Below are 21,366 nucleotides of genomic sequence, written 5' to 3' on the forward strand. Positions count from 1 at the left end.
CTGTCCCTTGTTCTTGGCCGCGCCAGTTTTTGAGGCTCTGTACGGTGGCGGTGGGGGCTGACTGCTATTCGAGATACCGGCCGTTTTCCTTGCGGCGGGCGCGCATGCCGGTGCGCAGGAAGAGCACGGTGCCGCCTTGCTCGGCCAGCGGCGCGCGCGTGTCGCCGGACAGGTGGGCGTCCAGGCGCTGGGGCAGGTTCTCCAGCAGGGAGCGGATGGCGGACAGGTCGGTGTCGGCCGCTTCGGGGTGGTCGCGCACGAAGCCTTCAAGGTAGGCGCGGGCATCGGCCTGCAGCTGCTCGCGCGTGGTGGCCAGCGAGACGTAGCTGACGCCGGCCTGGCCCGGCGCCTCGGTTCCCAGCAGGTAGCAGCCTATGTAGTCACCACGGGGCTGGCCCACGGGCGGGTCCTGGCTGAGCTTCTTCAAGAGGCTGAAAGGCCACATTCCTGGTACTTCCTGTTTCTGTCTGGCGCCCTGCATCCATTTGCGCAGGGCGGGCGCTGATTGTCGCCTGAAGGCGGGACCAGACTTGCTGACGATTCGTCGTGAGCAATGTGAGCAATGGACCAGTTCATATGCTACAAACTGCAACACTACGATATGAAAAAAGGCAGGGGGAGGGGAGAAGAATGGGAATCATGCGAATCCTGAACTCGCGATGGTGGAGCGTGGGCGCCGTGGCGTTGGTCGGCTCGGCCTTGCTGGCCGGCAGCGCGGTGGCCATCTATGCCGTGCGCGTGCAGCCGGTGCTCGACGGACAGCTCACGCTGGCCGGCCTGGAGCAGCCCGTGCGCGTGCGGCGCGACGAGGCCGACATCACCCACATCAGCGCCTTCACGCCGCAGGACCTGTGGCGCGCGCTGGGCCATGTGCATGCGCAGGAGCGCGGCTGGCAGCTGGAGTTCAACCGCCGCCTGATGCACGGCACGCTGTCCGAGATCCTCGGGCCGGCCACGCTGGACACCGACAAGCTCATGCGTGCGCTGGACATACGCGGCGCGGCGCGGCGCCAGTACGCATCCCTGCCCGCCAACGCGCGGGAGGCGCTGCAGGCCTACAGCGAGGGCATCGCGGCCTTCTATGCGGCCCTGCCCATGCGCCAGCATCCGCAGGTGCCCGAATTCATGCTGCTGGGCACCACGCCGGGCGGAGGCGACAGCTCGGCCTGGGCGCCCGAGGACAGCGTGGGCTGGGCGCTGATGATGGCGCTGGACCTGGGCGGCAACTGGGGCAACGAGTTCGCGCGGCTGGCCGCGCTCTCGCAACTGGACACACAGCAGCTGTGGCAGCTGATGCCGCCTTATCCGGGCGAGGCGCCGGCCACCGCCACCGATCTGGCCGCGCTTTACCGGGGGCTGGGCGTGTACCGCCAGGAGGCACAGGCGGCGTCTGCGCCCAAGGTGGCTGCTGCCGGCGAGGCGAGCGATGCCTGGGCCCGCTGGTCCCGCGACATGGTGCGCGATGCGGGCACCAACGACGGCAAGGGCAGCAACAACTGGGTGCTGTCGGGCAGCCGCACGGTCAGCGGCAAGCCCCTGTTGGCCAACGATCCCCATCTGGGCCTGAGCGCGCCCGCCATCTGGTACTACGCGCGCCTGCAGTCGCCCGCCGGCCATGCGCAGGACGGCACGCCGCTGGCGCCCATCGATGTGGTGGGGGCCACCCTGCCGGGCCTGCCCTTCGTGGTGCTGGGGCGCACGCGCGAGGTGGCCTGGGGCTTTACCAACACCAATCCCGATGTGCAGGATCTGTACCTGGAGCAGATCGATCCAGGCAACCCGGGCCGCTACCGCACGCCGGACGGCTGGGCGCCTTTCACCGAGCGCAGCGAGCGCATCAGGGTCAAGGGCCGGGCCGATGTGCAGCTCACGCTGCGCAGCACGCGCCACGGCCCCGTGATCAGCGATGTGCAGCCCCAGTACGAGGCCGTGCTCGACAAGCGCCGCTACGCCGTGGCCCTGCGCTGGGCCGCGCTGGACACCGACAACCTCACCGTGCAGGCCGGCCTGCGCGCCAACGAGGCGCGCAGCGTGGCCCAGCTGTTCGAGGCCTTTGCCGACTACCACTCGCCCATGCAGAGCATCGTCGCGGCCGATGTCCATGGCGACATCGGCTTCAAGGCCGCAGGCCGGGTGCCGCTGCGCGCGGCCGACAACGACCTGCGCGGCGTGGCGCCCGCGCCGGGCTGGGAGGCACGCTACGACTGGCAGGGCTGGCTGCCCTACGACCAGGCCCCGCAGGACGATGGAACGGCGCAGGGCTATCTGGCCACCGCCAACCAGCGCATCACGCGCGAGGGCTATGCCCACTTCCTCACCCAGGACTGGAGCCTGCCGTACCGGCACCAGCGCATCACCGAACTCATCGATGCGAAGGACAGGCACGACGTGGTCAGCATGGCCTCCATCCAGAACGACCAGACCTCGCTGGCCGCCCGCGCCCTGCTGCCGCAAATGCTCAAGGCCCTGGACGAAGCGCCGGCCACACATCCGCTGGCCGGGCAGGCGCGCCGGGTGATGGCGCAGTTCGACGGCCGCATGGATGCCGCGCAGGCCGCGCCCCTGATCTTTGCCGCCTGGGTGGACGAACTCACGCGCGGCCTGGTGATCCCGCGCATTGGTGCGCAGACCTTTGCGGCCACCTATGGCAAGCGCGATTACCGCGCGGGCATCGAAGGCATGCTGGAGCGCCGCGATGGCTGGTGGTGCGCAGCGGCGGGCTGCAGCGCCCAGGTCAGCCAGGCGCTGGACCGGGCGCTGGCGCGCCTGCAGGCCACGCAGGGCAGCGACCTGGGCCGCTGGCGCTGGGGCGCGGTGCATGCGGCCCTGAGCAGCCACCGGCCGCTGGGCAGCGTGGGGCTGCTGGCAGGCATCTTCAATGTCAGCGTGCCATCGGGCGGCGACAGCTACACCGTCAACGTGGGCCAGTACCTGCCCGGCGATGCCAGGGCGCCGTTCGCCAACCGCCATGCGGCATCGCTGCGCGCCATCTACGACCTGGCCGAGCCCGAGCGCTCGCTGTTCATCTACCAGACCGGCCAAAGCGGCGTGGCCCTGTCCAGCCGCTATGCGGACATGTCTGCCGAATGGGCCGACGGCCGCTACCGGCCGCTGCAGATGGCGCCCGCGCGCTGGCGCCATTCCATGATGCTGCGGCCCCAGTAGGTTGCAGTAGGTTGCAGCAGCGGCGCGCGCAGGCCTCAGGTGCCGAGGAATTGCTCGATCAGCCCGGCCACGGCCGCCGGCTGGTCGTGGTGCAGCATGTGGCCGGCGTCCTGGACCACGGCCGTGCGGCAGTCGGCAATCTGCCCGATGCGCTCGTGGTACTCGGCCAGCGTGTAGCGGTCCTTCCACCACATGCCCAGGCTGTCGTCGCTGGCTTCGATGGCCAGAACGGGCGCGGTGATGGCACGGTACAGGGCCAGGATTTCTTCCACGCGGAACAGCTGCGCGCTGATGAGCTTGTGCGCCGTGTCGCCCAGGATTTCCCAGCGGCCCTGCGCATTGGGCGCCGCCCAGTGGTGGGCCAGCCACAGCGCCTTGTCCTCGGGCAGGCGGCGGTTGGTCTTCATCAGCCGGCGCGCCACGTCCTGCACGCTGTCATAGCTCTTGAGTTCCATGCCGCCGCTGCGCAGCTGGCGCAGCTCGTCCATCCACTGCGCATAGCGCGCAGGCGCCTGGTCGGGCCGGGTGGCCGGCATGCCGAAGCCTTCGAGGTTGACCAGCCGGCGTATGCGCGCAGGCCGCGCGCCCGCATACATCATGGACACGTTGCCGCCCATGCTGTGGCCCACCAGGTCCACGGGCGTATCGCCCGCCAGGGTGTCCAGCAGATGGTCCAGGTCGCCCAGGTAGTCGGCAAAGTCATGCCGGTCGGCAGGCCAGGCCGGCCGGCTCAGGCCGAAGCCGCGCCAGTCCGGCGCGATGATGCGGCGCCCCGCCATGAAGGCCTCGCCAAAGGCATCGACCACGAACTGGTAGGAGGCCGCCACATCCATCCAGCCGTGCACCAGCACCAGCGGCGCCAGCGCGGGATCGCCATCCACAGGTCCCCACTCGCGCACGTGGTACTCCATGGTGCGCACCGGCACCATGCGCGAGCGCCAGGGGCGTGTGGGAGCGTAGATGGGCGCTTCTTCAGCGGCCGTGGCGGGGAGGGAAGAGGGGGCTTGCAGCATCCCGCCGATTATTCCGGTTTGCTGCTGTGCAGCAGTCAGGGGCGGGACAGCGGTGGCGCGGGATTTCCCTGTGGCGGCAGACCCGCAGGTAGTAACCCGAGCGCCGCCGCCGCTGATGCACGGCATCAGAAACAATGATTGGCCGGCCGGGCCGGCGCTGCCTACAGTGGGTTGCAGATCGACCGCACAACAACCCGAAGGAGACAGCAATGCAGCAACGCAGATGGCTGACGGCCGCCATGGCCGCAGGATTGTGGGGCGCCGCCATGGCGGCGCAGGCCGGCACGGTGACGGTGCTGACCTCGTTTCCCAAGGAGCTGACCACGGCCTACCAGAAGGCCTTCGAGGCGGCCAATCCGGGGATCAAGATCGAGATCCTGAACAAGAACACCACGGCCGCCGTGGCCTATGTGCGCGAGCTGCCCGAGGGCCAGCGGCCCGACATCATGTGGGCCAGCGCCCCTGATGCCTTCGAGGTGCTGGCGCGCAACAAGCTGCTGACCGCCGCGCCCGAGACGCGCAATCCGGCCGCGCCCGCCAAGATCGGCAACTACCCGCTCAACGACCCGCAGGGCCTGTACTACGGCCAGGCGCTGGCCGGCTACGGAATCATGTGGAACACGCGCTACCTGAAGGCGCACAAGCTGGCGGCGCCCAAGGAGTGGAGCGACCTGACGCGGCCCGAGTACTTCGGCCACATCGCCATCTCCTCGCCCTCGCGCTCGGGCACCACGCAGCTGACGGTGGAGACCATCCTGCAGGGCGAGGGCTGGGACAAGGGCTGGCGCCAGCTGCTGTCCATGATGGGCAACGCCGCCGCCGTGACCGACCGCAGCTTTGCCGTGCCCGATGGCGTGAACAACGGCCAGTACGGCATAGGCATCGTGATCGATTTCTTCGGGCTGGCGGGCAAGTATTCGGGCTTTCCGGTGGACTTCGCCTACCCGGCGATGACGGCCGTGGTGCCGGCCAACATCGCGCTGATCGCGGGCGCCAAGAATGCCGACGAGGCGCGCAAGTTCATGGCCTTCACCATGTCGGTGCCGGGCCAGCAGCTGCTGTTCGACCCCAAGATCAGCCGCCTGCCCATCCTGCCCTACAGCCAGCTGAAGGCGCCGGCCGGCTACCCCGTGCCGCAGGAGGTGGCGCAGCGCGCCAAGGTGCAGTTCGATGCCAATCTGTCCGAGTCGCGCTATGCCGTGGTGATCAGCCTCTTCGACCAGATGGTGACCTTCCGCCTCAAGGAGCTGCAGGCGGCCACGCGCGCCATCCAGGAGGCGCACAAGGCCCTGCAGGCCAAGCCCAATGCCAAGGGACAGGAGCTGCTGGCGCAGGCGCGCGACATCGCCTACTCGCCGCTGGTGGGCGAAGCCAATGTGAAGGACGAGCAGTTCCTGGAGCTGTTCCGCAAGAGCCGGCGCGATGTGGCCGTGTCCAAGGAGCTGACGGGCCTGGAGCAGATGTGGGCCGACAAGGCGCGTGCCAACTACGAGCGCGCGGCCAAGCTGGCGGCCGAGGCGCGCGGCCTGGCCCGGTAGGTGGCGCAGTAGGTGGCGTGGTAGGTGGCGCAGGGGCCCGGCACCGGGCGCCTGCATGCACTCCCCTTGACAGTCTCTTTCGCTGCGGAGCATTCGCATGAGCATCGATTCCATGGCGGCGCCCGGCGCCGCCCCCCTTGCTGCGCGCGCACGGCGCATTCCGTCGGGCTGGGGGCCGTGGCTGGCCTTCGCGCTGATCCTGGCCTTTTTGCTGGCCTTTCTCATCGTGCCCGTGGGCATGGTGGTCTACACCGCCTTCATCAATGAAGGCGGCGGGCTCACGCTGGGGCACTTCGGCAATTTCTTCGGCCAGACCGTCTTCCGCGAGTCGTTCTTCAACAGCCTGGGCGTGTCCCTGGCCAGCGTGTTCTTCGCCAGCCTGATCGCCGTGCCGCTGGCCTACCTGACCGTGCGCTTCGAGTTCCGGGGCGCGCTGCTGATACAGACGCTGGGCGTGCTGCCGCTGATCATGCCGCCCTTCGTGGGGGCGGTGGCGCTGCAGCTGATCTTCGGGCGCAGCGGCTCGGTCAACCTGCTGCTGGACGACTGGTTCGGCTTCACCGTGCCCATCATGGAGGGGCTGACGGGCGTGATCTTCGTGGAGAGCATCCACTACTTCCCGTTCATCCTGCTCAACCTCGTGGCGGCCATGCGCAATATCGACGGGGCCATGGAGGAGTCGGCGCTGAACCTGGGCTCGCGTGGCTTCCGGCTGTTCCGGCGCGTGATCTTTCCGCTGGCCATGCCCGGCTACCTGGCGGGCGCGGCCCTGGTGTTCGTGAAAGTGTTCGACGACCTGGGCACGCCGCTGGTGATGGGCGTGACCAATATGCTGGCGCCCCAGGCCTATCTGCGCATCACCTCGGTGGGGCTCGATGATCCGCTGGGCTATGTGATCAGCGTGATCATGATCGCGTTCTCCATCGTCGCCCTGTGGCTGGCTGCGCGGGTGATGAAGGGCAAGGACTACGCCACGCTGCAAAAGGGCGGCAGCGCGCTGCAAAAGCGCCGGCTGTCGGCCTGGGAGGCGCTGCTGGCCTATGGCTGGATCGCCCTTGTGCTGCTGGTGGTGCTGGCGCCGCACATCGGCATCTTGCTGATGTCGTTCTCCAAGGTCTGGAGCTTCTCGGTGCTGCCCGACAGCTACACGCTGGAGCACTACGCCACGGTGTTCACCGACTCGGGCTACATGATCGGCAACACGCTGCTGTACTGCCTGATGGCGGCGGGCATCGACGTGGTGATCGGCACCGCCATCGCCTACCTGATCCTGCGCACCCGGCTGCCTGCCCGGCAGTGGCTGGACTACCTGGCCTCGGTGGCGCTGGCGATTCCGGGGCTGGTGCTGGCCATCGGCTACCTGCGGCTGTTCAAGGGCGTGAACCTGCCCTTCACCGATACGCCCATCGTCACCACCTGGGTGCTGATCATGCTGGCCTATGCGGTGCGGCGGCTGCCGTATGCGCTGCGCTCGTGCATGGCGGCGCTGCAGCAGGTGCACATCTCGCTGGAGGAGGCCGCGCAAAGCCTGGGCGCGGGCCGTACCAGCGTGATACGGCGCGTGATGGTGCCGCTGATGGCCGGCGGCATCCTGGCCGGCTTCGTCACCAGCTTCATCACGGCGGCGGTGGAGCTGTCGGCCACCATCATGCTGGCCTCGGCCCAGAGCCAGGCGCCCATGAGCTACGGCATCTACCTGTACATGCAAAGCATCTCGGGGCGAGGACCCGGTGCGGCATTGGGCGTGCTGGCCGTGGTCGTGGTCGGCCTGGGCACGTATTTCTCGCACCGCTTCGTGGAGCGCTCGCGCGCCACCGTGCAATCGACTTCGGAGTGAAACGCCATGCACCTGGACCCTGTCTCCCTCGAATGCAGGCACATCAGCCTGAGCTACGGCAGCAACGAAGTGCTGCGCGACGTCAACCTCAAGATCGAGCCCGGCGAGTTCTTCGCGCTGCTGGGGCCTTCGGGCTCGGGCAAGTCCACGCTGCTGCGGCTGATCGCGGGCTTCAACCGGCACCAGCGCGGCGAGCTGCTGGTGGGCGGGCAGGACATCACGGGCGTGCCGCCGCATGCGCGCAACATCGGCATGGTGTTCCAGAACTACGCGCTGTGGCCGCACATGACGGTGTACGACAACGTGGCCTTCGGCCTGGTCGAGCGCCGCGAAAGCCGCGACACCATCCGCCGCAAGGTGGGCGAGGTGCTGGAGCTGGTGGGCCTGTCGCAGTACGCGCAGCGCCGCCCGGGCCAGCTGTCGGGCGGGCAGCAGCAGCGCGTGGCGCTGGCGCGCACCGTGGTCATCGCGCCCAAGCTGCTGCTGCTGGACGAGCCGCTGTCCAACCTCGACAAGCAGCTGCGCGTGCAGATGCGCGAGGAACTGCGCAGCCTGCAGCGCAAGCTGGGCTTGACCACCATCTTCGTCACCCACGACCAGGAAGAGGCCATGACCACGGCCGACCGCATGGCCGTGCTCGACAAGGGCGTGCTGCAGCAGGTGGGCTCGGCGGCTGGGCTGTACGACTATCCGGCCAACCGCTTCGTGGCGGGCTTTGTCGGCACGGCCAATGTGCTGGAGGGCGAGGTGCTGCCGACGACAGGCGAGTCGCTGGTCTTCAAGGTGCCGGGCCTGGGCACGCTGACCCTGCCGCGCCCGGCCCAGCCGCCCGTGCCGGGGCGCGCAGCGCTGGCCTTCCGGCCGCACCAGGTGCAGATTGCGGTGCGCGACGATGCGGGCGATGCCTCGCGCGTGTGGGTGGAAGGGCAGATCGAGAGCGCCGAATTCCTGGGCGAGTTCTCGCGCTACCGCGTGCGCGTGGGCGAGGTGGCGGTGGTCGCCGACCAGGCGCACTACGCGGGCATTGCCATGTTCCCCATGGGCATGCCGGTGCGCCTGGGCATCGAGCCCACGCAGCTGCGCTACCTCGATGAGTGAACGATGAGACGGCTAGGGATGTTCCCTGACACCCGGGCCTGCCCGGGCCGCAGGCCCTGGCGCCTGCGCTAGGCTGGCCGCCCATGGAGATGTATCAGCTGCGCGCCTACGTCACGGCGGCCACGCTGGGCAGCGTCACGCGCACGGCCGAGGCCCTGCACCTGACGCAGCCCGCCATCACGGCCCAGATCAAGGCGCTGGAGGAAGAGCTGGGCGTGGCGCTGTTCGACCGGCGCCCGGGCCGCATCAGCCTCACGCGGGCCGGCGAGGCCCTGATGGAGCCCGCCCGGCAGGTGCTGGATGCGGCAGGACGGCTGCAGGGCCAGGCCCGCGAGCTGCAGGGCGAGGTCACCGGCCAGCTGCTGCTGGGCACGGTGGCCGACCCCGAGGCGCTGCGCCTGGGCTCGCTGCTGCATGGCCTGGTGGAGGCGCTGCCGCTGCTGGACATCAAGACACGCCATGGCTGGGCCGAGGAGCTGCGCGCGCAGGTCGCGGCCGGCGGCCTGCAGGGCGCGTTCTACATCGGCGCCCACATGCCGCGCGACTTGGGCGCGCTGGTGCTGCAGACACTGCACTACCGCGTGGCGGCGCCGCCCGCGCTGCGCGAGCGCGTCCTGCAATCGGGCTGGAAGGACCTGGCGCAACTGCCCTGGATCGGCGCGCCAGCGCAGCACCATGAGCAGGCCCTGCTGCTGGCGCTGTTCGCCCGCCAGGGGCTGAGCCCCAATCAGATCGTGGAAAGCGATGCCGCCGCCGCGCCCGAGAGCCTGGTGCGCGCCGGCCTGGGCTTGGCGCTGCTGCGCGAGGACCGCGCCCTGGCCGCGGCCGAGCATGGCTGCGTGGCCATCTGGCCGCATGCGCGCGTGTCGGCGCAGCTGGGCTTCATCCACCCGCGCGAGGCCGAGCACGACCCGGCCCTGGTGGCCACGCTGTCGCAGCTGCGCAGGGTCTGGGGGTTGACCGAGGTTCAGGCGGCGGCGCCGCCGCCGGCCTGAGGGGTGCCTGCCTGGACGATGGCCTCGACCAGCGCATCGAGGCTGCCCTGGCGTTCCTGCTCGCCCACCTCGAACAGCTCCAGTACGCCGGTGCCGCGCAGGATGGCGAAGGCCATGGCCGCAAAGCCCTGGGGGCGGGGATGGTGGGCCGCGATCTCGGGGAAGACGTCCAGGAAGCGGGTGTAGAACACGCTGTCCACATGTACCCGGCGCGCGTCCACGCGGTCGAACAGCGAGGGGGAGGCCTTGCAGCCGAAGAACATGCTCCAGGCCGCCTGGTAGTTGGCCGCGCCGAAGATGTTGTCCCAGGCCAGGGTGACGAAGGCCTCGGCACGCTCGCGCAGGGGCAGGGCCTTGTCGGGCCAGACCGTGCCCTGGTCGCTCAGCGGCTCCATGACCTCGATGACCAGCCGCTCCATCAGCGCATCGCGGCTCTCGAAGTGGTGCTGCAGCGCGCCCAGCGACACATCGGCGCCGCGCGCGATGGCCTGCAGCGTGGCGCTCTTGAAGCCGCCCTCGCGCAGCAGCGCCAGGGCGGAGTCGATGATCTTGCGTTGCGTTGTCTCCACACGCTCGGTCTGCGGCGTGCGTGCGCGCCGCTGCGTGGCGGACGTCGTCATGTTCTGGGCTCCAGAGGGCAAAAAAATAATAGTAGATTGTTTTTGTTTGTTGCGGGCGTTCAACCGTTGCCGCAGTGCGGCATGGCGGGCGGCAATGCGTCGATGGCCTTCGCTACTCCTTCTTCTTGGGCTTGTCCATAGGGATAAATTACAAGAAATAATAATTTATTGTTTTTTATAGTTGATACCCATCAACAAGGGGCGCACAAGGCCCCGCATTCCAACAGGCACCCCACGAGGAGACATTGCCGTGAAGACCACCGAAGTGTTCCAACCCCTGCGCCGCCGCGCGCCTTGCTGAGAGCCGGAGCACCCCCTTGATGCACAGTTCTTCTTCGCAGGGCCATCTGGAGCGCAGGCTCAAGAACCGCCACATCCAGCTCATCGCGCTGGGCGGCACCATCGGCACGGGCCTGTTCCTGGGCTCGGCCGGCATCATCGAGCTGGCCGGCCCGTCCGTGCTGCTCGGCTACGCCATTGGCGGGCTGATCATCTTTTTCATCATGCGTTTCCTGGGCGAGATGCTGGTCGAAGAGCCCAACGCGGGCTCGTTCAGCTATTTCGCCAACCGCTACCTGGGCCGCTTCGCGGGCTTTCTGGCGGGCTGGAACTGTGTGGCGCTGTATGTGCTCGTGGGCATGCTGGAGCTGACGGCCGCAGGCAAGTTCATCCAGTTCTGGTGGCCCGGCATACCCACCTGGGTGACGGCGGCGGTGTTCTTCGTGCTGATCAACGGCGTGAACTTCATCAACGTCAAGGCCTATGGCGAGTTCGAGTTCTGGTTCGCGCTGATCAAGATCGTGGCCGTGATGGCCATGATCGGCGCAGGCCTGTATTTGCTGTTCAGCGCCGACCGGCCCGAGCAGACCGTGCGCAACCTGTGGACGCACGGCGGCTTCTTCCCCAACGGCTTCTCAGGCCTGGTGATGGCCTTCGCCTTCATCATGTTCGCCTTCGGTGGCGTGGAGATGCTGGGCTTCGCGGCGGCCGAGACCGACCAGCCGCGCACCGTCATCCCCAAGGCCGTGAACCAGCTGATCTACCGCGTGCTGGTGTTCTACATCGGCTCCATGGCCGTGCTGATGTCGCTGATGCCCTGGACCGACCTGCTGGGCCAGCTCAAGGCCGGCGGCGACACCTACAGCAGCAGCCCCTTCGTGCTGGTGTTCTCGGGCCTGGGCGAGAACGTGGCCGCCCATCTGCTGAACTTCGTGATTCTCACGGCCACGCTGTCGGTCTACAACAGCATGGTCTACAGCAACAGCCGCCTGCTGTACGGCATGGCCAGCGAAGGCAATGCGCCGCGCTCGCTGATGCAGGTCAACCGCCGCGGCGTGCCGGTGCGGGCCATCGTCTATCCGGCCATCTTCACGGCGCTGGCCATCGTGCTGAACTATGTGGCGCCGGCCGGCGTGCTGGAGCTGCTGATGTCGCTGATCGTGGCGGCCCTGGTGATCACCTGGACCATCATCATCGTGGCGCACTGGCGCTTTCGCCGGGCCCATGCGGCACGCGGGACCGTGCTGGGCTTTCCCGCACCGGCCGCGCCGCTGACCAATGCCATCTGCCTGGCCGCCATGGCCCTGGTGGTGGGCGTGATGCTGCTGACACCGTCGGTGCGGTCCTCCGCGCTGGCCATTCCGATCTGGGTCCTGGTGGTGTACGGGGCCTATCGCCTCGTGTTCCGCCAACGTCCCACGCCTGTGCTGGAATCCGTACTGGAACCCGCGCACATCCCCCGTTGAAACCTTCAAGGAGAACCAACCATGGCAGACCTGTTCGACAACCCGATGGGCCTGATGGGCTTCGAATTCGTGGAATTCGCATCGCCCACGCCCGGCGTGCTGGAGCCGCTGTTCGAGAAGCTGGGCTTCACGCTGGTGGCCAGGCACCGTTCCAAGAACGTGCTGCTGTACCGCCAGGGAGGCATCAACTTCATCATCAACAATGAGCCGGGGCAGGCCGCCTATTTCGCTGCCGAGCACGGCGCCTCGGCCTGCGGCCTGGCCTTCCGCGTCAAGGATGCGCACCAGGCCTACAAGCGCGCGCTGGAGCTGGGCGCGCAGCCCGTGGAAATTCCCACCGGCCCGATGGAATTGCGCCTGCCGGCCATCAAGGGCATCGGCGGCGCGCCGCTGTACCTGATCGACCGCTTCGACGAAGGCAAGTCCATCTACGACATCGACTTCGAGTTCCTGCCCGGCGTGGACCGCAACCCCAAGGGCCACGGCTTCCAGGTGGTGGACCACCTGACGCACAACGTCTACCGCGGCCGCATGACCTACTGGGCGGACTTCTACAGCAAGCTGTTCAATTTCCGCGAGATCCGCTACTTCGACATCTCGGGCGAGTACACCGGCCTGGCTTCCAAGGCCATGACGGCGCCCGACGGCCTGATCCGCATCCCGCTGAACGAGGAATCGCGCCAGGGCGGCGGCCAGATCGAGGAATTCCTCATGCAGTTCAACGGAGAGGGCATCCAGCACATCGCGCTGCTGACGGACAACCTGCTGGACTCCATCGACCAGCTGCAGATGGCCGGCATTCCGCTGCTGACCGCGCCCAACGACATCTACTACCAGAACCTGGAAGGCCGCCTGCCCGGCCACGGCCAGCCCGTGGGCGAGCTGCAGGCACGCGGCATCCTGCTGGACGGCACGACCGAGGGCGGCCAGCCGCGCCTGCTGCTGCAGATCTTCTCCCAGCCCATGCTGGGCCCCGTGTTCTTCGAGTTCATCGAGCGCAAGGGCAACTACCGCGAGGGCTTCGGCGAAGGCAATTTCAAGGCCCTGTTCGAGTCCATGGAGCGCGACCAGATCAACCGCGGCGTGCTGCAGGCCGAGGCACCGCAGGGCGCCTGATCCCGACGGACGCAGCGCGCCCACCCGGCCCTGGCCGGGTGGGCGCGCTGTCGTCAGGGTAAACACGGGCGGCCCTACACTCGGTGCCCATGAATTCCCCCTCGATGCAACCGGTGGCGCTCGGTCAAAGCGCATTGCAAGTCAGCCCCATCTGCCTGGGCACCATGACGTTCGGCGAGCAGGTCGGCGAGGCCGAGGCCTTTGCCATCATGGACCGCGCGCTGGAGCGCGGCGTGGACTTCTTCGACACGGCCGAGATGTATGCCGTGCCCGCACGCGCCGAAACCTGCGGCGCCACCGAAACCATCATCGGCCGCTGGTTCGCCCAGCGCCCCGGCGCGCGCGCCAGGGTCGTGCTGGCCACCAAGGTGGCCGGTCCTTCGCGGGGCATGCCCTGGGTGCGCGAGGGCAAGGGCATGACGGCGGCCGACATCGCCGCCTCCTGCGAAGGCAGCCTGCGCCGCCTGGGCACGGACGTGATCGACCTCTACCAGATCCACTGGCCCGAGCGCAACGTGCCGGCCTTCGGCCAGCTGTACTACGACCCGGCCAAGGAAAGCTCGCAGACCGGCATCCACGAGCAGCTCGAGGCGCTGGGCCGCCTGGTCCGGGAAGGCAAGGTGCGCCACATCGGCCTGTCCAATGAAACGCCCTGGGGCGTGCACGAATTCGTGCGCCTGGCCGAGCAGCACGGCCTGCCGCGCGTGGCCTCGGTGCAGAACGCCTACTGCCTGCTCAACCGCAGCTGGGAAAACGGCATGGATGAAAGCTGCCACCGCCTGGGTGTCTCGCTGCTGGCCTATTCGCCGCTGGCCTTCGGCCTGCTCACGGGCAAGTTCGACGTGCATGCGCCCACCGATCCCGCTGCGCCGCAGGCCGCACGCATTGCGCGCTACGAGTCCGTGCGCAAGCAGCGCTGGGGCCGGCCCGAAGCCCTGGCCGCCGCGCGCCGCTACAACGCGCTGGCGCGCGAGCATGGCATGACGCCCACGCAGCTGGCGCTGGCGTTTTGCTACACCAAGTGGCAGGTGGCCAGCACCATCATCGGCGTGACCTCGGTGGCCCAGCTCGATGAGGACCTGAACGCCTGGGGCACGCAACTGTCGCCCGAACTGCTGTCGGCCATCGACGCCATCCGCTGGGAAGTGCGCGACCCTGCGCAATAGGCCTCGGCCCTGCGCAATAGGCCTAGGCTCTGCGCCTTCAGCGGCTGCACTCGCCCTTGAGCGCGGCGGCCGCCAGCATGGGCAGGCTCAGCAGGCCCATGCCGCCGCCCTTGAACTCGCCCTTCATGCAGTCGCCCTGGGCGGCCTCGCGCATGCCGCTGGCCAGCGGGTCCTCGCGCTGCGCAGGGATCTGGGGCCTGACCAGGCCCTGCCGGGCCGCCGACTGCACGGCCTCGCGGCCTGCGGCCGAGTCCAGCAGGCGGCCCATGGCCCTGGCGCTGCGCGCGGCGTCCGGAGCGGCCTCGGTGTCGGCGAGCACAGGCGCTTGCGCGGCGGCTGTCGCGGCCTGCTCCGTGGCCTTTGCAGCCCCTGCGCCTTGCCTTGATGGCGGTGCGACGGCGGCGGTGTCCGGCCGTCGCGCAGGCGCGGGCGCGGGCGCCGGTCCGGGCCGGGCAGCCGCTGGAGCAGGAGAGGGGGCCGGCGTCGGCGTCGGCATCGGCATCGGCGTCTCGACCCAGACCACCTGAAGGCGGTGGGCCTCGGCCTGCCCGGTGCCGGGCCGCGCATTGTCCGGGGCCAGACCCTGCCACAGCAGCGCCCCATGAAGCAGCAGCGACAGCAGCAGGCCCGCGATCAGCCGCAGCCGTCCGCTGCTCAAGCCTCGGGCCCTGCCACCCATTCCAGCAGGTCGCCGGGCTGGCACTGGAGCGCCTCGCAGATGCGCTCCAGCGTGTCGAAGCGCACGCCGCGCACCTTGCCGCTCTTGAGCAGGGAAATATTCTGTTCGGTGATGCCGACCATCTCGGCCAGTTCGCGCGAACGCATCTTGCGGCGCGCCAGCATCACATCGAGGTGGACGATGATGGGCATGCTCAGACGAAGCCCGCGTTCTCGTCGGCGATGCGCCGCGCCTGCAGCATCACATGGGCGATGGAGACCAGCACCACGCCGAGCAGGACCAGCAGGCCATCGTGCCAGTACAGGCCCAGCGTGACGAAGCGCTGCCCTGGCGGATTGCCCATGCTGGCGGCCACCGACATCAGCGCGCGCGTGAAGGGCAGGGCCAGCGCGCCCGCCAGCACCGTCCAGGCAAAGCGCATCAGGGCGTGCTGCGCCTGCTGGCCGAAGACACGGCCCTGCAGGTATTCGCCGAACAGTGTCCACAACTGGCGCAGCGCATACAGCCCGCAGCCCACGGGCAGCAGGCTGACCAGTGCGGTGCGCCAGCGCGCAGCCATGTCCAGCGGCTGGCCGGGCGGCATGCCCAGCAGGCCTTGCGCCTGGCCCGAAAGATCTTGCGGCGACAGCAGGGCGGCTGCCGGCAGGGCCAGCAGCGCGACGGCACCGAGCGCAATCAGGATGCGCGCCGCCTGGGAGTGGCGCCTCAGGGCGTTGCCTGCGGCGTGGGGCGTATAGTTCATGGCGCAGCCTTGTATTGATGAATCGATAAATATTTATTGTAAAACGATAAAAAATTCATGTCCAAGAAAAACTCTCATGTCAGCGAGACACCGGCCACCCAACTGCTGCGCGCGCACAAGGTGGAGTTCACCGAGCACCCCTATGAGTACCTGGAACACGGCGGCACCGAGCACAGCGCGGCCAGCCTGGGGCTGGACGAGCACATGGTGGTCAAGACCCTGGTGATGCAGGACCAGGACGCCAGGCCGCTGATCGTGCTCATGCACGGCGACTGCAAGGTCTCCACCAAGAACCTGGCGCGGCAGATCGGCGCCAAGAGCGTGGAGCCCTGCAAGCCCGAGGTGGCCAACCGCCACAGCGGCTACCTGGTCGGCGGCACCTCGCCCTTCGGCACGCGCCGCGACATGCCGGTCTATATCGAAGAGAGCATCCTGGCGCTGCCGCGCATCGCCATCAACGGCGGGCGCCGGGGCTTTCTGGTGCAGCTGGACCCGCAGGTCTGCGTGCAGCTGCTGGATGCACGGCCCGTGCACTGCGCGCTGGCAGAATAGATGCCCTGAAGAAATGAACACGACTTGCGCCCACGGGAAGGCGGCCGCCGCCTCCACCGGGTTCGCGCAGGTCCTGATGAAAAACATGTGTCGGCGATCAGGGAGGGCGGGCCATCAGGGCCGGCCGGATCGCGCGCCGGCGCTCCACAGACCGGCCAAGGACTTCAATTGAACGCGCTCTACCCCCTTCTCGCCACCGTGGCGGCCTACCTGATCGGCTCGCTGTCGTTCGCCGTCATCGTCAGCCGGGCCATGGGCCTGAATGATCCGCGCACCTATGGCAGCGGCAACCCCGGTGCCACCAATGTGCTGCGCTCCGGCAGCAAGGCGGCAGCGGCCGTCACCCTGCTGCTGGACGCCGCCAAGGGCTGGCTGCCCGTGGCCCTGGTGCAATGGTTCGGCAGCCGCTTCGGCATGGGCGATGGCACGGTGGCCATGGTGGCGCTGGCTGCCTTCCTGGGCCACCTGTACCCGGTGTTCTTCCGCTTCAAGGGCGGCAAGGGCGTGGCCACGGCCCTGGGCGTGCTGCTGGGCATCAGCGTCTGGCTGGGCCTGGCGGTGGCGCTGACCTGGCTGATCATTGCCGTGTTCTTCCGCTATTCCTCGCTGGCGGCCCTGGTGGCCTCCGTGTTCGCTCCCGTCTACTACCTGCTGTGCAGCGGCGTGGTCTGGTATGCCGAGACACCGATTGCCGCCGCCATCGTCGCCATGGCGGCCCTGCTGATCTGGCGCCACCGCGAGAACATCCAGCGCCTGATGGCCGGCAAGGAATCCAGGCTGGGCAGCAAAAAGGCCGACCCGGCAGCCGCCGCGGCCAAGCCCGGCACGGCCAAAGGCAAGCCGCATTGACCGTCGCCGCCGCGCTGCGCACCACGGGCGCAGCTTGCGTGCGGGGCGTGGCCGGCCGGTCACGCTCCAGGCCCTCTCTTCACTGACGACCTTCACACATGGCATCCAGTCCATCGCAGCGCGTATACCGCGCACCATGCCCCGGCTGCGGCGCGCCCGTGGAATTTGCCAGCGCCCAGGCCAGCTATGCCGTCTGCGAGTTCTGCCGCAGCACCGTGGTGCGCCAGGGCGATGTGCTGCAGCGCCGTGGCTCCATGGCCGAGGTCTTCGAGGACTACAGCCCCCTGCGCATCGGCGCCACGGGCCAGATGCTGCGCAACGGCAAGCCCGAGCACTTCACCCTGGTCGGGCGGCTGCAGCTCAAGAGCGAGGCGGGCGCCTGGAGCGAATGGGTGGCCGCGTTCAGCGATGGCGCGCTGGGCTTCCTGAGCGAGGACAACGGCCAGTTCGTCTGGTCCTGGCCCTGGGAGGCCGAGGCCCTGCGCAACGGGTCGTTCAAGGCCTCCGACTGGCTGCTGGGTTCGCAGCGTGTGCTGGGCGGCAAGAGCTTCACGGTCAGCAGCGTGCAGAACGCGCGGCTGGTATCGGCCCAGGGCGAGCTGGCGCAGCTGCCCGAGCCCGGCACACCGTACCGGCTGGTGGAGCTGCGCAGCGAGCAGGGCCAGGTGCTGTCCGTGGACTTCTCCGTCCAGCCGCCCGCGCTGAGCCTGGGCGAGCGCGTGGTGCTGGACGACCTCAGGATGCAGGGGCTGCGCGACGGCGCCTCGCTCAAGGGTGAGCAGGGCCGGCACTTCAACTGCCCCAAGTGCGGCGCCGTGGTGCCCGTGCGCTTTTCCACCACCAAGAGCCTGAGCTGCCCCAGCTGCGGATCGCTGGTGGACCTGAGCCAGGGCATTGGCAAGGAATTGGCCTATGCGGAACAGAACGAGCCCGTGCGCCCGGCCATCCCGCTGGGCAGCAAGGGTGTGCTGGAAGGCCAGCAATGGCAGGTGGTGGGCTTTCAGCACCGCATGGGCCAGGAGCCTGGCGACGACGAGAGCTTTGGCTGGGAGGAGTACCTGCTGTTCAACCAGAAGGCCGGCTTCGCATTCCTGGTCGATTCCTCCGATGGCTGGAGCATGGCCCGCGTGACCACGGGCGTGCCCAAGCTCTCCAAGAACCGCAGCACGGCCAAGTACATGGGCCGGCAGTACCAGCTTGAATCGCGCTACACGGCCGAGACCACCTACGCCCTGGGCGAGTTCTACTGGCCCGTGCAGCGCGGCCAGACCACGCGCAATGTGGACTATGTGAGCGCAGGCGCGCAGAACAAGGCCTTCCTGGCCAGCGAGACCGAGAGCGGCGAGACCACCTGGTCGCATGGCAGCGCCGTCTCGGCAACCACGCTGGCAATGGCCTTCGGCCTCAAGCAGTTGCGTGACCGCTCGCAGGTCGGCGTGATGTCGGGCAGCCGCTTCGGGCTGTGGACCATCATCATCGGGCTGCTCATCCTCTGGCTGGTGTTCGTCACCTTGCGCGGCTGCGCATCGCGCCCCAACTGCGACCCCAATACCGACGCCAACTGCAACAGCTACACCCGCAGCAGCGGCGGCTCCTGGGGTGGCTACACCTCGGGCGGCAGCCACAAGTAAACAACGGAGAAACTGATCATGAACTTCGACTGGCTCAACCCCGCCGCCTTCTTCGGCTCGATCCTCTATGCGCTGGTGGGCGTGGTGGTGTTCTGGCTGTGCTTCTTCATCATCGACAAGATCACACCCGTGGACATGTGGGCCGAGATCGTCGAGAAGCACAACAAGGCGCTGGCCATGGTGGTGGCCGCCATGTGCCTGGGCATCAGCATCATCGTCGCTGCCGCCATCCACTGAACGGGGCCGCCTGGCCCCTGCATTCCCCATCTCCTGCCGACACGCAGCCCGCCTGAAAAGGTGCGGCTGCGCTGCGCATGGCGGCGTTGCTGCGTTGCAACAAATTCCTTGTTGATAGTGAGTTTGCAAATGATATTCGTTTGCATTCTAAATAAAATCGCCCCCTTCATTCGAAGAGAGGGTTTCCATGACAGACCATCAAGCTGCCCGCAGGGCAAGGCTTTCAGTGGGTGTGACCGCTGGCATCATCACCACCGCGCTGGCGGGTGCGGTCCATGCCCAGGAGGCCGCCCCAGCCGATCCGGCCAAGGCACAGACGCAGACGCAGCCTCAACAGGCCCACACCCTGCCCACGCTGCAGGTCAACGCCTCCCAGTACGACCCTGACGACGTGCGGCCCGAAGGCGTGACCACGGCGACCAAGACCTACCTGGCGCCCAAGGACATCCCGCAGACCATCGACACGCTGGAGGTCAACAAGTACAAGAGCTACGGCATCAACGACCTGGCCACCATGCTGGACGGCGTTCCCGGCGTGAACACCAGCTATGACATGCGCGGCGAAGGCGTGTACATCCGAGGCTTCAAGGCCGACGAGAGCGACATCTACCGCGACGGCGTGCGCGAGAGCGGCCAGGTACGCCGCAGCACCGCCAATGTGGAGCGCATCGAGATCCTCAAGGGCCCGGCCTCGGTGCTCTATGGCCGCAGCGCAGGCGGCGGCGTGGTCAACATGGTGAGCAAGCAGGCGCGTTTCGATGCCAAGAGCAGCATCACGCTGCGCGGCGGCTCCTGGGACAACGTGGGCGGCACCATCGACATCAACCGCGTGCTCAACGAGAACGTGGCCGTGCGACTGACGGCCGACCGCGAGCAGGCCCACAGCTTCCGCGAAGGCATACGCAACCGCAACGAGATGGTCTCGCCCAGCATCCTGGTGGACTCGCGCACGGGCTGGCGCTGGACCGGCCAGTACACCTATGACAACGTCTGGCGCGTGCCCGATCGCGGTCCGGTCTATGACCAGCTGCCGGCCGGTGTCTCCATCCGCAAGGGCTTTGCGGCGCCGGGCGACTATGTGGAAGACCGCCTGCGCGTGCTGCGCTCCGACCTGTCCTACGACTTCAACAACCGCTGGAGTCTGCGCTGGGTGGCCAGCAAGCGCGAGGCCAGCCAGGATTTCGACCACTACTTCGCCGGCACCTACCGTGCCGCGACCGGCAAGATCACGCCCAACTACGCCTGGCAGCAGACCCGCAACACCACGCTGTCCAACACGCTGGACCTGACGGGCAAGTTCAGCACGGGCAGCATCCGGCACGATCTGCTGGTGGGCCTGGAGGCCAGCGAGGAAGAGCGCGCGCCGCGCGTCGGCCAGCCCGGCAGCACCTTCGCCTATGAACCGTTGCAGCCCATCGTCTGGCCCAGCCGTCCGGCGCAGGGCAAGCCGACCCAGGACAACTATCACAAGGGCAAGGGCCAGGCGCTGTACATGCAGGACCTGGTCAGCCTGACCGAACAGTGGAAGCTGCTGTTGGGCCTGCGCTACGACAGCTATGACTTCCAGAGCACCAACAAGATCGCCAACCTCACGCGCAAGACCGACGGCAACGGCTTCAGCCCGCGCGTGGGCGTGGTGTGGCAGCCGGTGCGCGAGCACAGCTTCTATGCGTCCTGGAACAAGAGCTACTCGCCCTATGGCGGGCGCGGCATCCTGACCGTGGAAACCGCCGTGGGCGCGGTGCCGGACGACGAGCCCCAGTACTCGCGCCAGTCCGAGGTCGGCGTCAAGAGCGACTGGCTGGGCGGTGCGCTGTCCACCCAGGTCTCCGTCTACCAGCTGGAGAAGTACAACATCCGCTACCGCCCCGATCCCGAGAATGATCCCTACATCTGGGCCATCCGGGGCAAGGACCGTTCGCGCGGCATCGAGTTCAGCGCGGCCGGCCGCGTGGCCAATTCCTGGTATGTGCGCGGCGGCGTGGCCTTCATGGAGGCCAAGGTGGCTGAAGACGCGCAAAACCCCGCCAACGTCGGCCTGTACCTGCGTGACACGGCCAAGCGCAACGGCAACCTGTTCCTGCGCTATGCGCCCAAGGGACCCTGGTACGGCGAAGTCGGCGTGACCTACACGGGCAGCCGCTTCACCAACGCCGCCAACACGGCCATCCTGCCCGGCTACTCGCGCTGGGATGCGCTGGTGGGCTGGCGCCAGGACGCCTGGACCGTGACCGTGGCCCTGTCCAACCTGTTCGACAAGCAGTACTGGCGCTCCAGCTCCATGCCGGGCGCACCGCGCAGCGTGCTGGTCAGCGCCAACTACCAGTTCTGACGGAACCCCCAGGAGGCGCGCGGCGCCTTCTCCCGTTGCACGGCGCCTCTC

Annotated in this window: 19 protein-coding genes; 13 read left to right on the forward strand and 6 right to left on the reverse strand. The window is 68.1% G+C overall.

What is annotated here, in order from left to right; translation table 11 throughout:
• Positions 1–64: 64 nt before the first annotated feature.
• Positions 65–445 (reverse strand): hypothetical protein, encoded by a 381-nt coding sequence (locus ACF8NF_RS18730; RefSeq protein ID WP_034363630.1) that lies wholly within the window; start codon positions 443–445, stop codon positions 65–67.
• A 185-nt stretch (positions 446–630) separates the two neighbouring features.
• Here ACF8NF_RS18730 and ACF8NF_RS18735 point away from each other — a divergent pair, with 185 nt between their 5' ends.
• Entirely contained in the window at positions 631–3,165 is a 2,535-nt protein-coding gene (locus tag ACF8NF_RS18735; RefSeq protein ID WP_244387945.1) for a penicillin acylase family protein, read from the forward strand.
• 35 nt (positions 3,166–3,200) lie between these two features.
• Here the strand turns inward: ACF8NF_RS18735 and ACF8NF_RS18740 are convergent, their stop codons facing one another.
• Positions 3,201–4,178 (reverse strand): alpha/beta fold hydrolase, encoded by a 978-nt coding sequence (locus ACF8NF_RS18740; protein WP_017404109.1) that lies wholly within the window; start codon positions 4,176–4,178, stop codon positions 3,201–3,203.
• Between the two features lie 209 nt (positions 4,179–4,387).
• Between ACF8NF_RS18740 and ACF8NF_RS18745 the strand changes: the two genes are divergently transcribed.
• The 4 genes from ACF8NF_RS18745 (at position 4,388) to ACF8NF_RS18760 (ending at position 9,646) form a co-directional block, all read left to right on the forward strand.
• Entirely contained in the window at positions 4,388–5,716 is a 1,329-nt protein-coding gene (locus ACF8NF_RS18745; protein ID WP_016451409.1) for an ABC transporter substrate-binding protein, read from the forward strand.
• A gap of 97 nt (positions 5,717–5,813) precedes the next feature.
• On the forward strand, positions 5,814–7,553 hold the full coding sequence (locus tag ACF8NF_RS18750; RefSeq protein ID WP_016451410.1) for an iron ABC transporter permease: 1,740 nt from the start codon (positions 5,814–5,816) through the stop codon (positions 7,551–7,553).
• A gap of 6 nt (positions 7,554–7,559) precedes the next feature.
• On the forward strand, positions 7,560–8,651 hold the full coding sequence (locus tag ACF8NF_RS18755; RefSeq protein ID WP_016449231.1) for an ABC transporter ATP-binding protein: 1,092 nt from the start codon (positions 7,560–7,562) through the stop codon (positions 8,649–8,651).
• 83 nt (positions 8,652–8,734) lie between these two features.
• The gene (locus ACF8NF_RS18760) at positions 8,735–9,646 is read left to right on the forward strand and encodes a LysR family transcriptional regulator (RefSeq protein ID WP_061287831.1); all 912 of its coding nucleotides are present in this window, start codon (positions 8,735–8,737) and stop codon (positions 9,644–9,646) included.
• Here the strand turns inward: ACF8NF_RS18760 and ACF8NF_RS18765 are convergent.
• Positions 9,619–10,266, reverse strand: coding sequence for a TetR/AcrR family transcriptional regulator (locus tag ACF8NF_RS18765; RefSeq protein ID WP_016449233.1), 648 nt, complete (start codon positions 10,264–10,266; stop codon positions 9,619–9,621). The genes ACF8NF_RS18760 and ACF8NF_RS18765 overlap by 28 nt on opposite strands.
• Before the next feature lie 320 nt (positions 10,267–10,586).
• Between ACF8NF_RS18765 and ACF8NF_RS18770 the strand changes: the two genes are divergently transcribed.
• From ACF8NF_RS18770 to ACF8NF_RS18780, 3 genes are all read left to right on the forward strand, one after another.
• Positions 10,587–12,011, forward strand: coding sequence for an amino acid permease (locus ACF8NF_RS18770; RefSeq protein WP_016451412.1), 1,425 nt, complete (start codon positions 10,587–10,589; stop codon positions 12,009–12,011).
• 21 nt (positions 12,012–12,032) lie between these two features.
• Positions 12,033–13,127, forward strand: a complete 1,095-nt coding sequence (hppD, locus tag ACF8NF_RS18775; protein WP_016449235.1) for a 4-hydroxyphenylpyruvate dioxygenase — start codon at positions 12,033–12,035, stop codon at positions 13,125–13,127.
• A gap of 104 nt (positions 13,128–13,231) precedes the next feature.
• Complete coding sequence (locus ACF8NF_RS18780; RefSeq protein WP_034347720.1) at positions 13,232–14,293, forward strand: aldo/keto reductase; 1,062 nt, start codon at positions 13,232–13,234, stop codon at positions 14,291–14,293.
• Between the two features lie 37 nt (positions 14,294–14,330).
• On the opposite strand, the gene ACF8NF_RS18785 is transcribed toward ACF8NF_RS18780, so the two are convergent.
• The 3 genes from ACF8NF_RS18785 to ACF8NF_RS18795 are packed head-to-tail and all read right to left on the reverse strand — an operon-like array spanning position 14,331 to position 15,714.
• A complete protein-coding gene (locus tag ACF8NF_RS18785) occupies positions 14,331–14,951 on the reverse strand; it encodes a hypothetical protein (protein ID WP_392451026.1) in 621 nt (206 codons plus the stop codon).
• Positions 14,948–15,163 carry a helix-turn-helix transcriptional regulator gene (locus ACF8NF_RS18790; protein WP_013801570.1) on the reverse strand — a complete coding sequence of 72 codons (216 nt, stop codon included), beginning with the start codon at positions 15,161–15,163 and terminating at the stop codon, positions 14,948–14,950. Before ACF8NF_RS18790 ends, ACF8NF_RS18785 begins: the two co-directional genes overlap by 4 nt.
• Before the next feature lie 2 nt (positions 15,164–15,165).
• Entirely contained in the window at positions 15,166–15,714 is a 549-nt protein-coding gene (locus tag ACF8NF_RS18795) for a DUF2975 domain-containing protein (protein WP_016449239.1), read from the reverse strand.
• Positions 15,715–15,771: 57 nt separating this feature from the next.
• Between ACF8NF_RS18795 and ybaK the strand changes: the two genes are divergently transcribed.
• The 5 genes from ybaK (at position 15,772) to ACF8NF_RS18820 (ending at position 21,315) form a co-directional block, all read left to right on the forward strand.
• On the forward strand, positions 15,772–16,266 hold the full coding sequence (ybaK, locus tag ACF8NF_RS18800; RefSeq protein WP_012206589.1) for a Cys-tRNA(Pro) deacylase: 495 nt from the start codon (positions 15,772–15,774) through the stop codon (positions 16,264–16,266).
• A 168-nt stretch (positions 16,267–16,434) separates the two neighbouring features.
• Complete coding sequence (plsY, locus tag ACF8NF_RS18805) at positions 16,435–17,115, forward strand: glycerol-3-phosphate 1-O-acyltransferase PlsY (RefSeq protein ID WP_016451416.1); 681 nt, start codon at positions 16,435–16,437, stop codon at positions 17,113–17,115.
• Positions 17,116–17,213: 98 nt separating this feature from the next.
• A complete protein-coding gene (locus ACF8NF_RS18810; protein ID WP_151019346.1) occupies positions 17,214–18,746 on the forward strand; it encodes a DUF4178 domain-containing protein in 1,533 nt (510 codons plus the stop codon).
• 18 nt (positions 18,747–18,764) lie between these two features.
• The gene (locus ACF8NF_RS18815; RefSeq protein WP_016449242.1) at positions 18,765–18,983 is read left to right on the forward strand and encodes a DUF350 domain-containing protein; all 219 of its coding nucleotides are present in this window, start codon (positions 18,765–18,767) and stop codon (positions 18,981–18,983) included.
• 187 nt (positions 18,984–19,170) lie between these two features.
• Entirely contained in the window at positions 19,171–21,315 is a 2,145-nt protein-coding gene (locus ACF8NF_RS18820) for a TonB-dependent receptor (RefSeq protein ID WP_392451027.1), read from the forward strand.
• The last annotated feature ends 51 nt before the right edge of the window (positions 21,316–21,366 follow it).

This window comes from Delftia sp. WSY_22 (assembly GCF_043104185.1).
GTDB lineage: Bacteria > Pseudomonadota > Gammaproteobacteria > Burkholderiales > Burkholderiaceae_C > Comamonas > Comamonas tsuruhatensis.

Excerpts from the sequence above, each read along its gene's own strand:
- ACF8NF_RS18745 (WP_016451409.1), top strand. The coding sequence starts at position 4,388 with ATGCAGCAACGCAGATGGCTGACGGCCGCCATGGCCGCAGGATTGTGG.
- ACF8NF_RS18760 (WP_061287831.1), top strand. The coding sequence starts at position 8,735 with ATGGAGATGTATCAGCTGCGCGCCTACGTCACGGCGGCCACGCTGGGC.
- ACF8NF_RS18790 (WP_013801570.1), bottom strand. The coding sequence starts at position 15,163 with ATGCCCATCATCGTCCACCTCGATGTGATGCTGGCGCGCCGCAAGATG.
- ACF8NF_RS18730 (WP_034363630.1), bottom strand. The coding sequence starts at position 445 with ATGTGGCCTTTCAGCCTCTTGAAGAAGCTCAGCCAGGACCCGCCCGTG.
- ACF8NF_RS18755 (WP_016449231.1), top strand. The coding sequence starts at position 7,560 with ATGCACCTGGACCCTGTCTCCCTCGAATGCAGGCACATCAGCCTGAGC.
- ACF8NF_RS18820 (WP_392451027.1), top strand. The coding sequence starts at position 19,171 with ATGACAGACCATCAAGCTGCCCGCAGGGCAAGGCTTTCAGTGGGTGTG.
- ACF8NF_RS18770 (WP_016451412.1), top strand. The coding sequence starts at position 10,587 with ATGCACAGTTCTTCTTCGCAGGGCCATCTGGAGCGCAGGCTCAAGAAC.
- ACF8NF_RS18735 (WP_244387945.1), top strand. The coding sequence starts at position 631 with ATGGGAATCATGCGAATCCTGAACTCGCGATGGTGGAGCGTGGGCGCC.
- ACF8NF_RS18740 (WP_017404109.1), bottom strand. The coding sequence starts at position 4,178 with ATGCTGCAAGCCCCCTCTTCCCTCCCCGCCACGGCCGCTGAAGAAGCG.
- ybaK (WP_012206589.1), top strand. The coding sequence starts at position 15,772 with ATGTCCAAGAAAAACTCTCATGTCAGCGAGACACCGGCCACCCAACTG.
- hppD (WP_016449235.1), top strand. The coding sequence starts at position 12,033 with ATGGCAGACCTGTTCGACAACCCGATGGGCCTGATGGGCTTCGAATTC.
- ACF8NF_RS18765 (WP_016449233.1), bottom strand. The coding sequence starts at position 10,266 with ATGACGACGTCCGCCACGCAGCGGCGCGCACGCACGCCGCAGACCGAG.
- ACF8NF_RS18815 (WP_016449242.1), top strand. The coding sequence starts at position 18,765 with ATGAACTTCGACTGGCTCAACCCCGCCGCCTTCTTCGGCTCGATCCTC.
- ACF8NF_RS18810 (WP_151019346.1), top strand. The coding sequence starts at position 17,214 with ATGGCATCCAGTCCATCGCAGCGCGTATACCGCGCACCATGCCCCGGC.
- ACF8NF_RS18780 (WP_034347720.1), top strand. The coding sequence starts at position 13,232 with ATGCAACCGGTGGCGCTCGGTCAAAGCGCATTGCAAGTCAGCCCCATC.
- ACF8NF_RS18750 (WP_016451410.1), top strand. The coding sequence starts at position 5,814 with ATGAGCATCGATTCCATGGCGGCGCCCGGCGCCGCCCCCCTTGCTGCG.
- ACF8NF_RS18795 (WP_016449239.1), bottom strand. The coding sequence starts at position 15,714 with ATGAACTATACGCCCCACGCCGCAGGCAACGCCCTGAGGCGCCACTCC.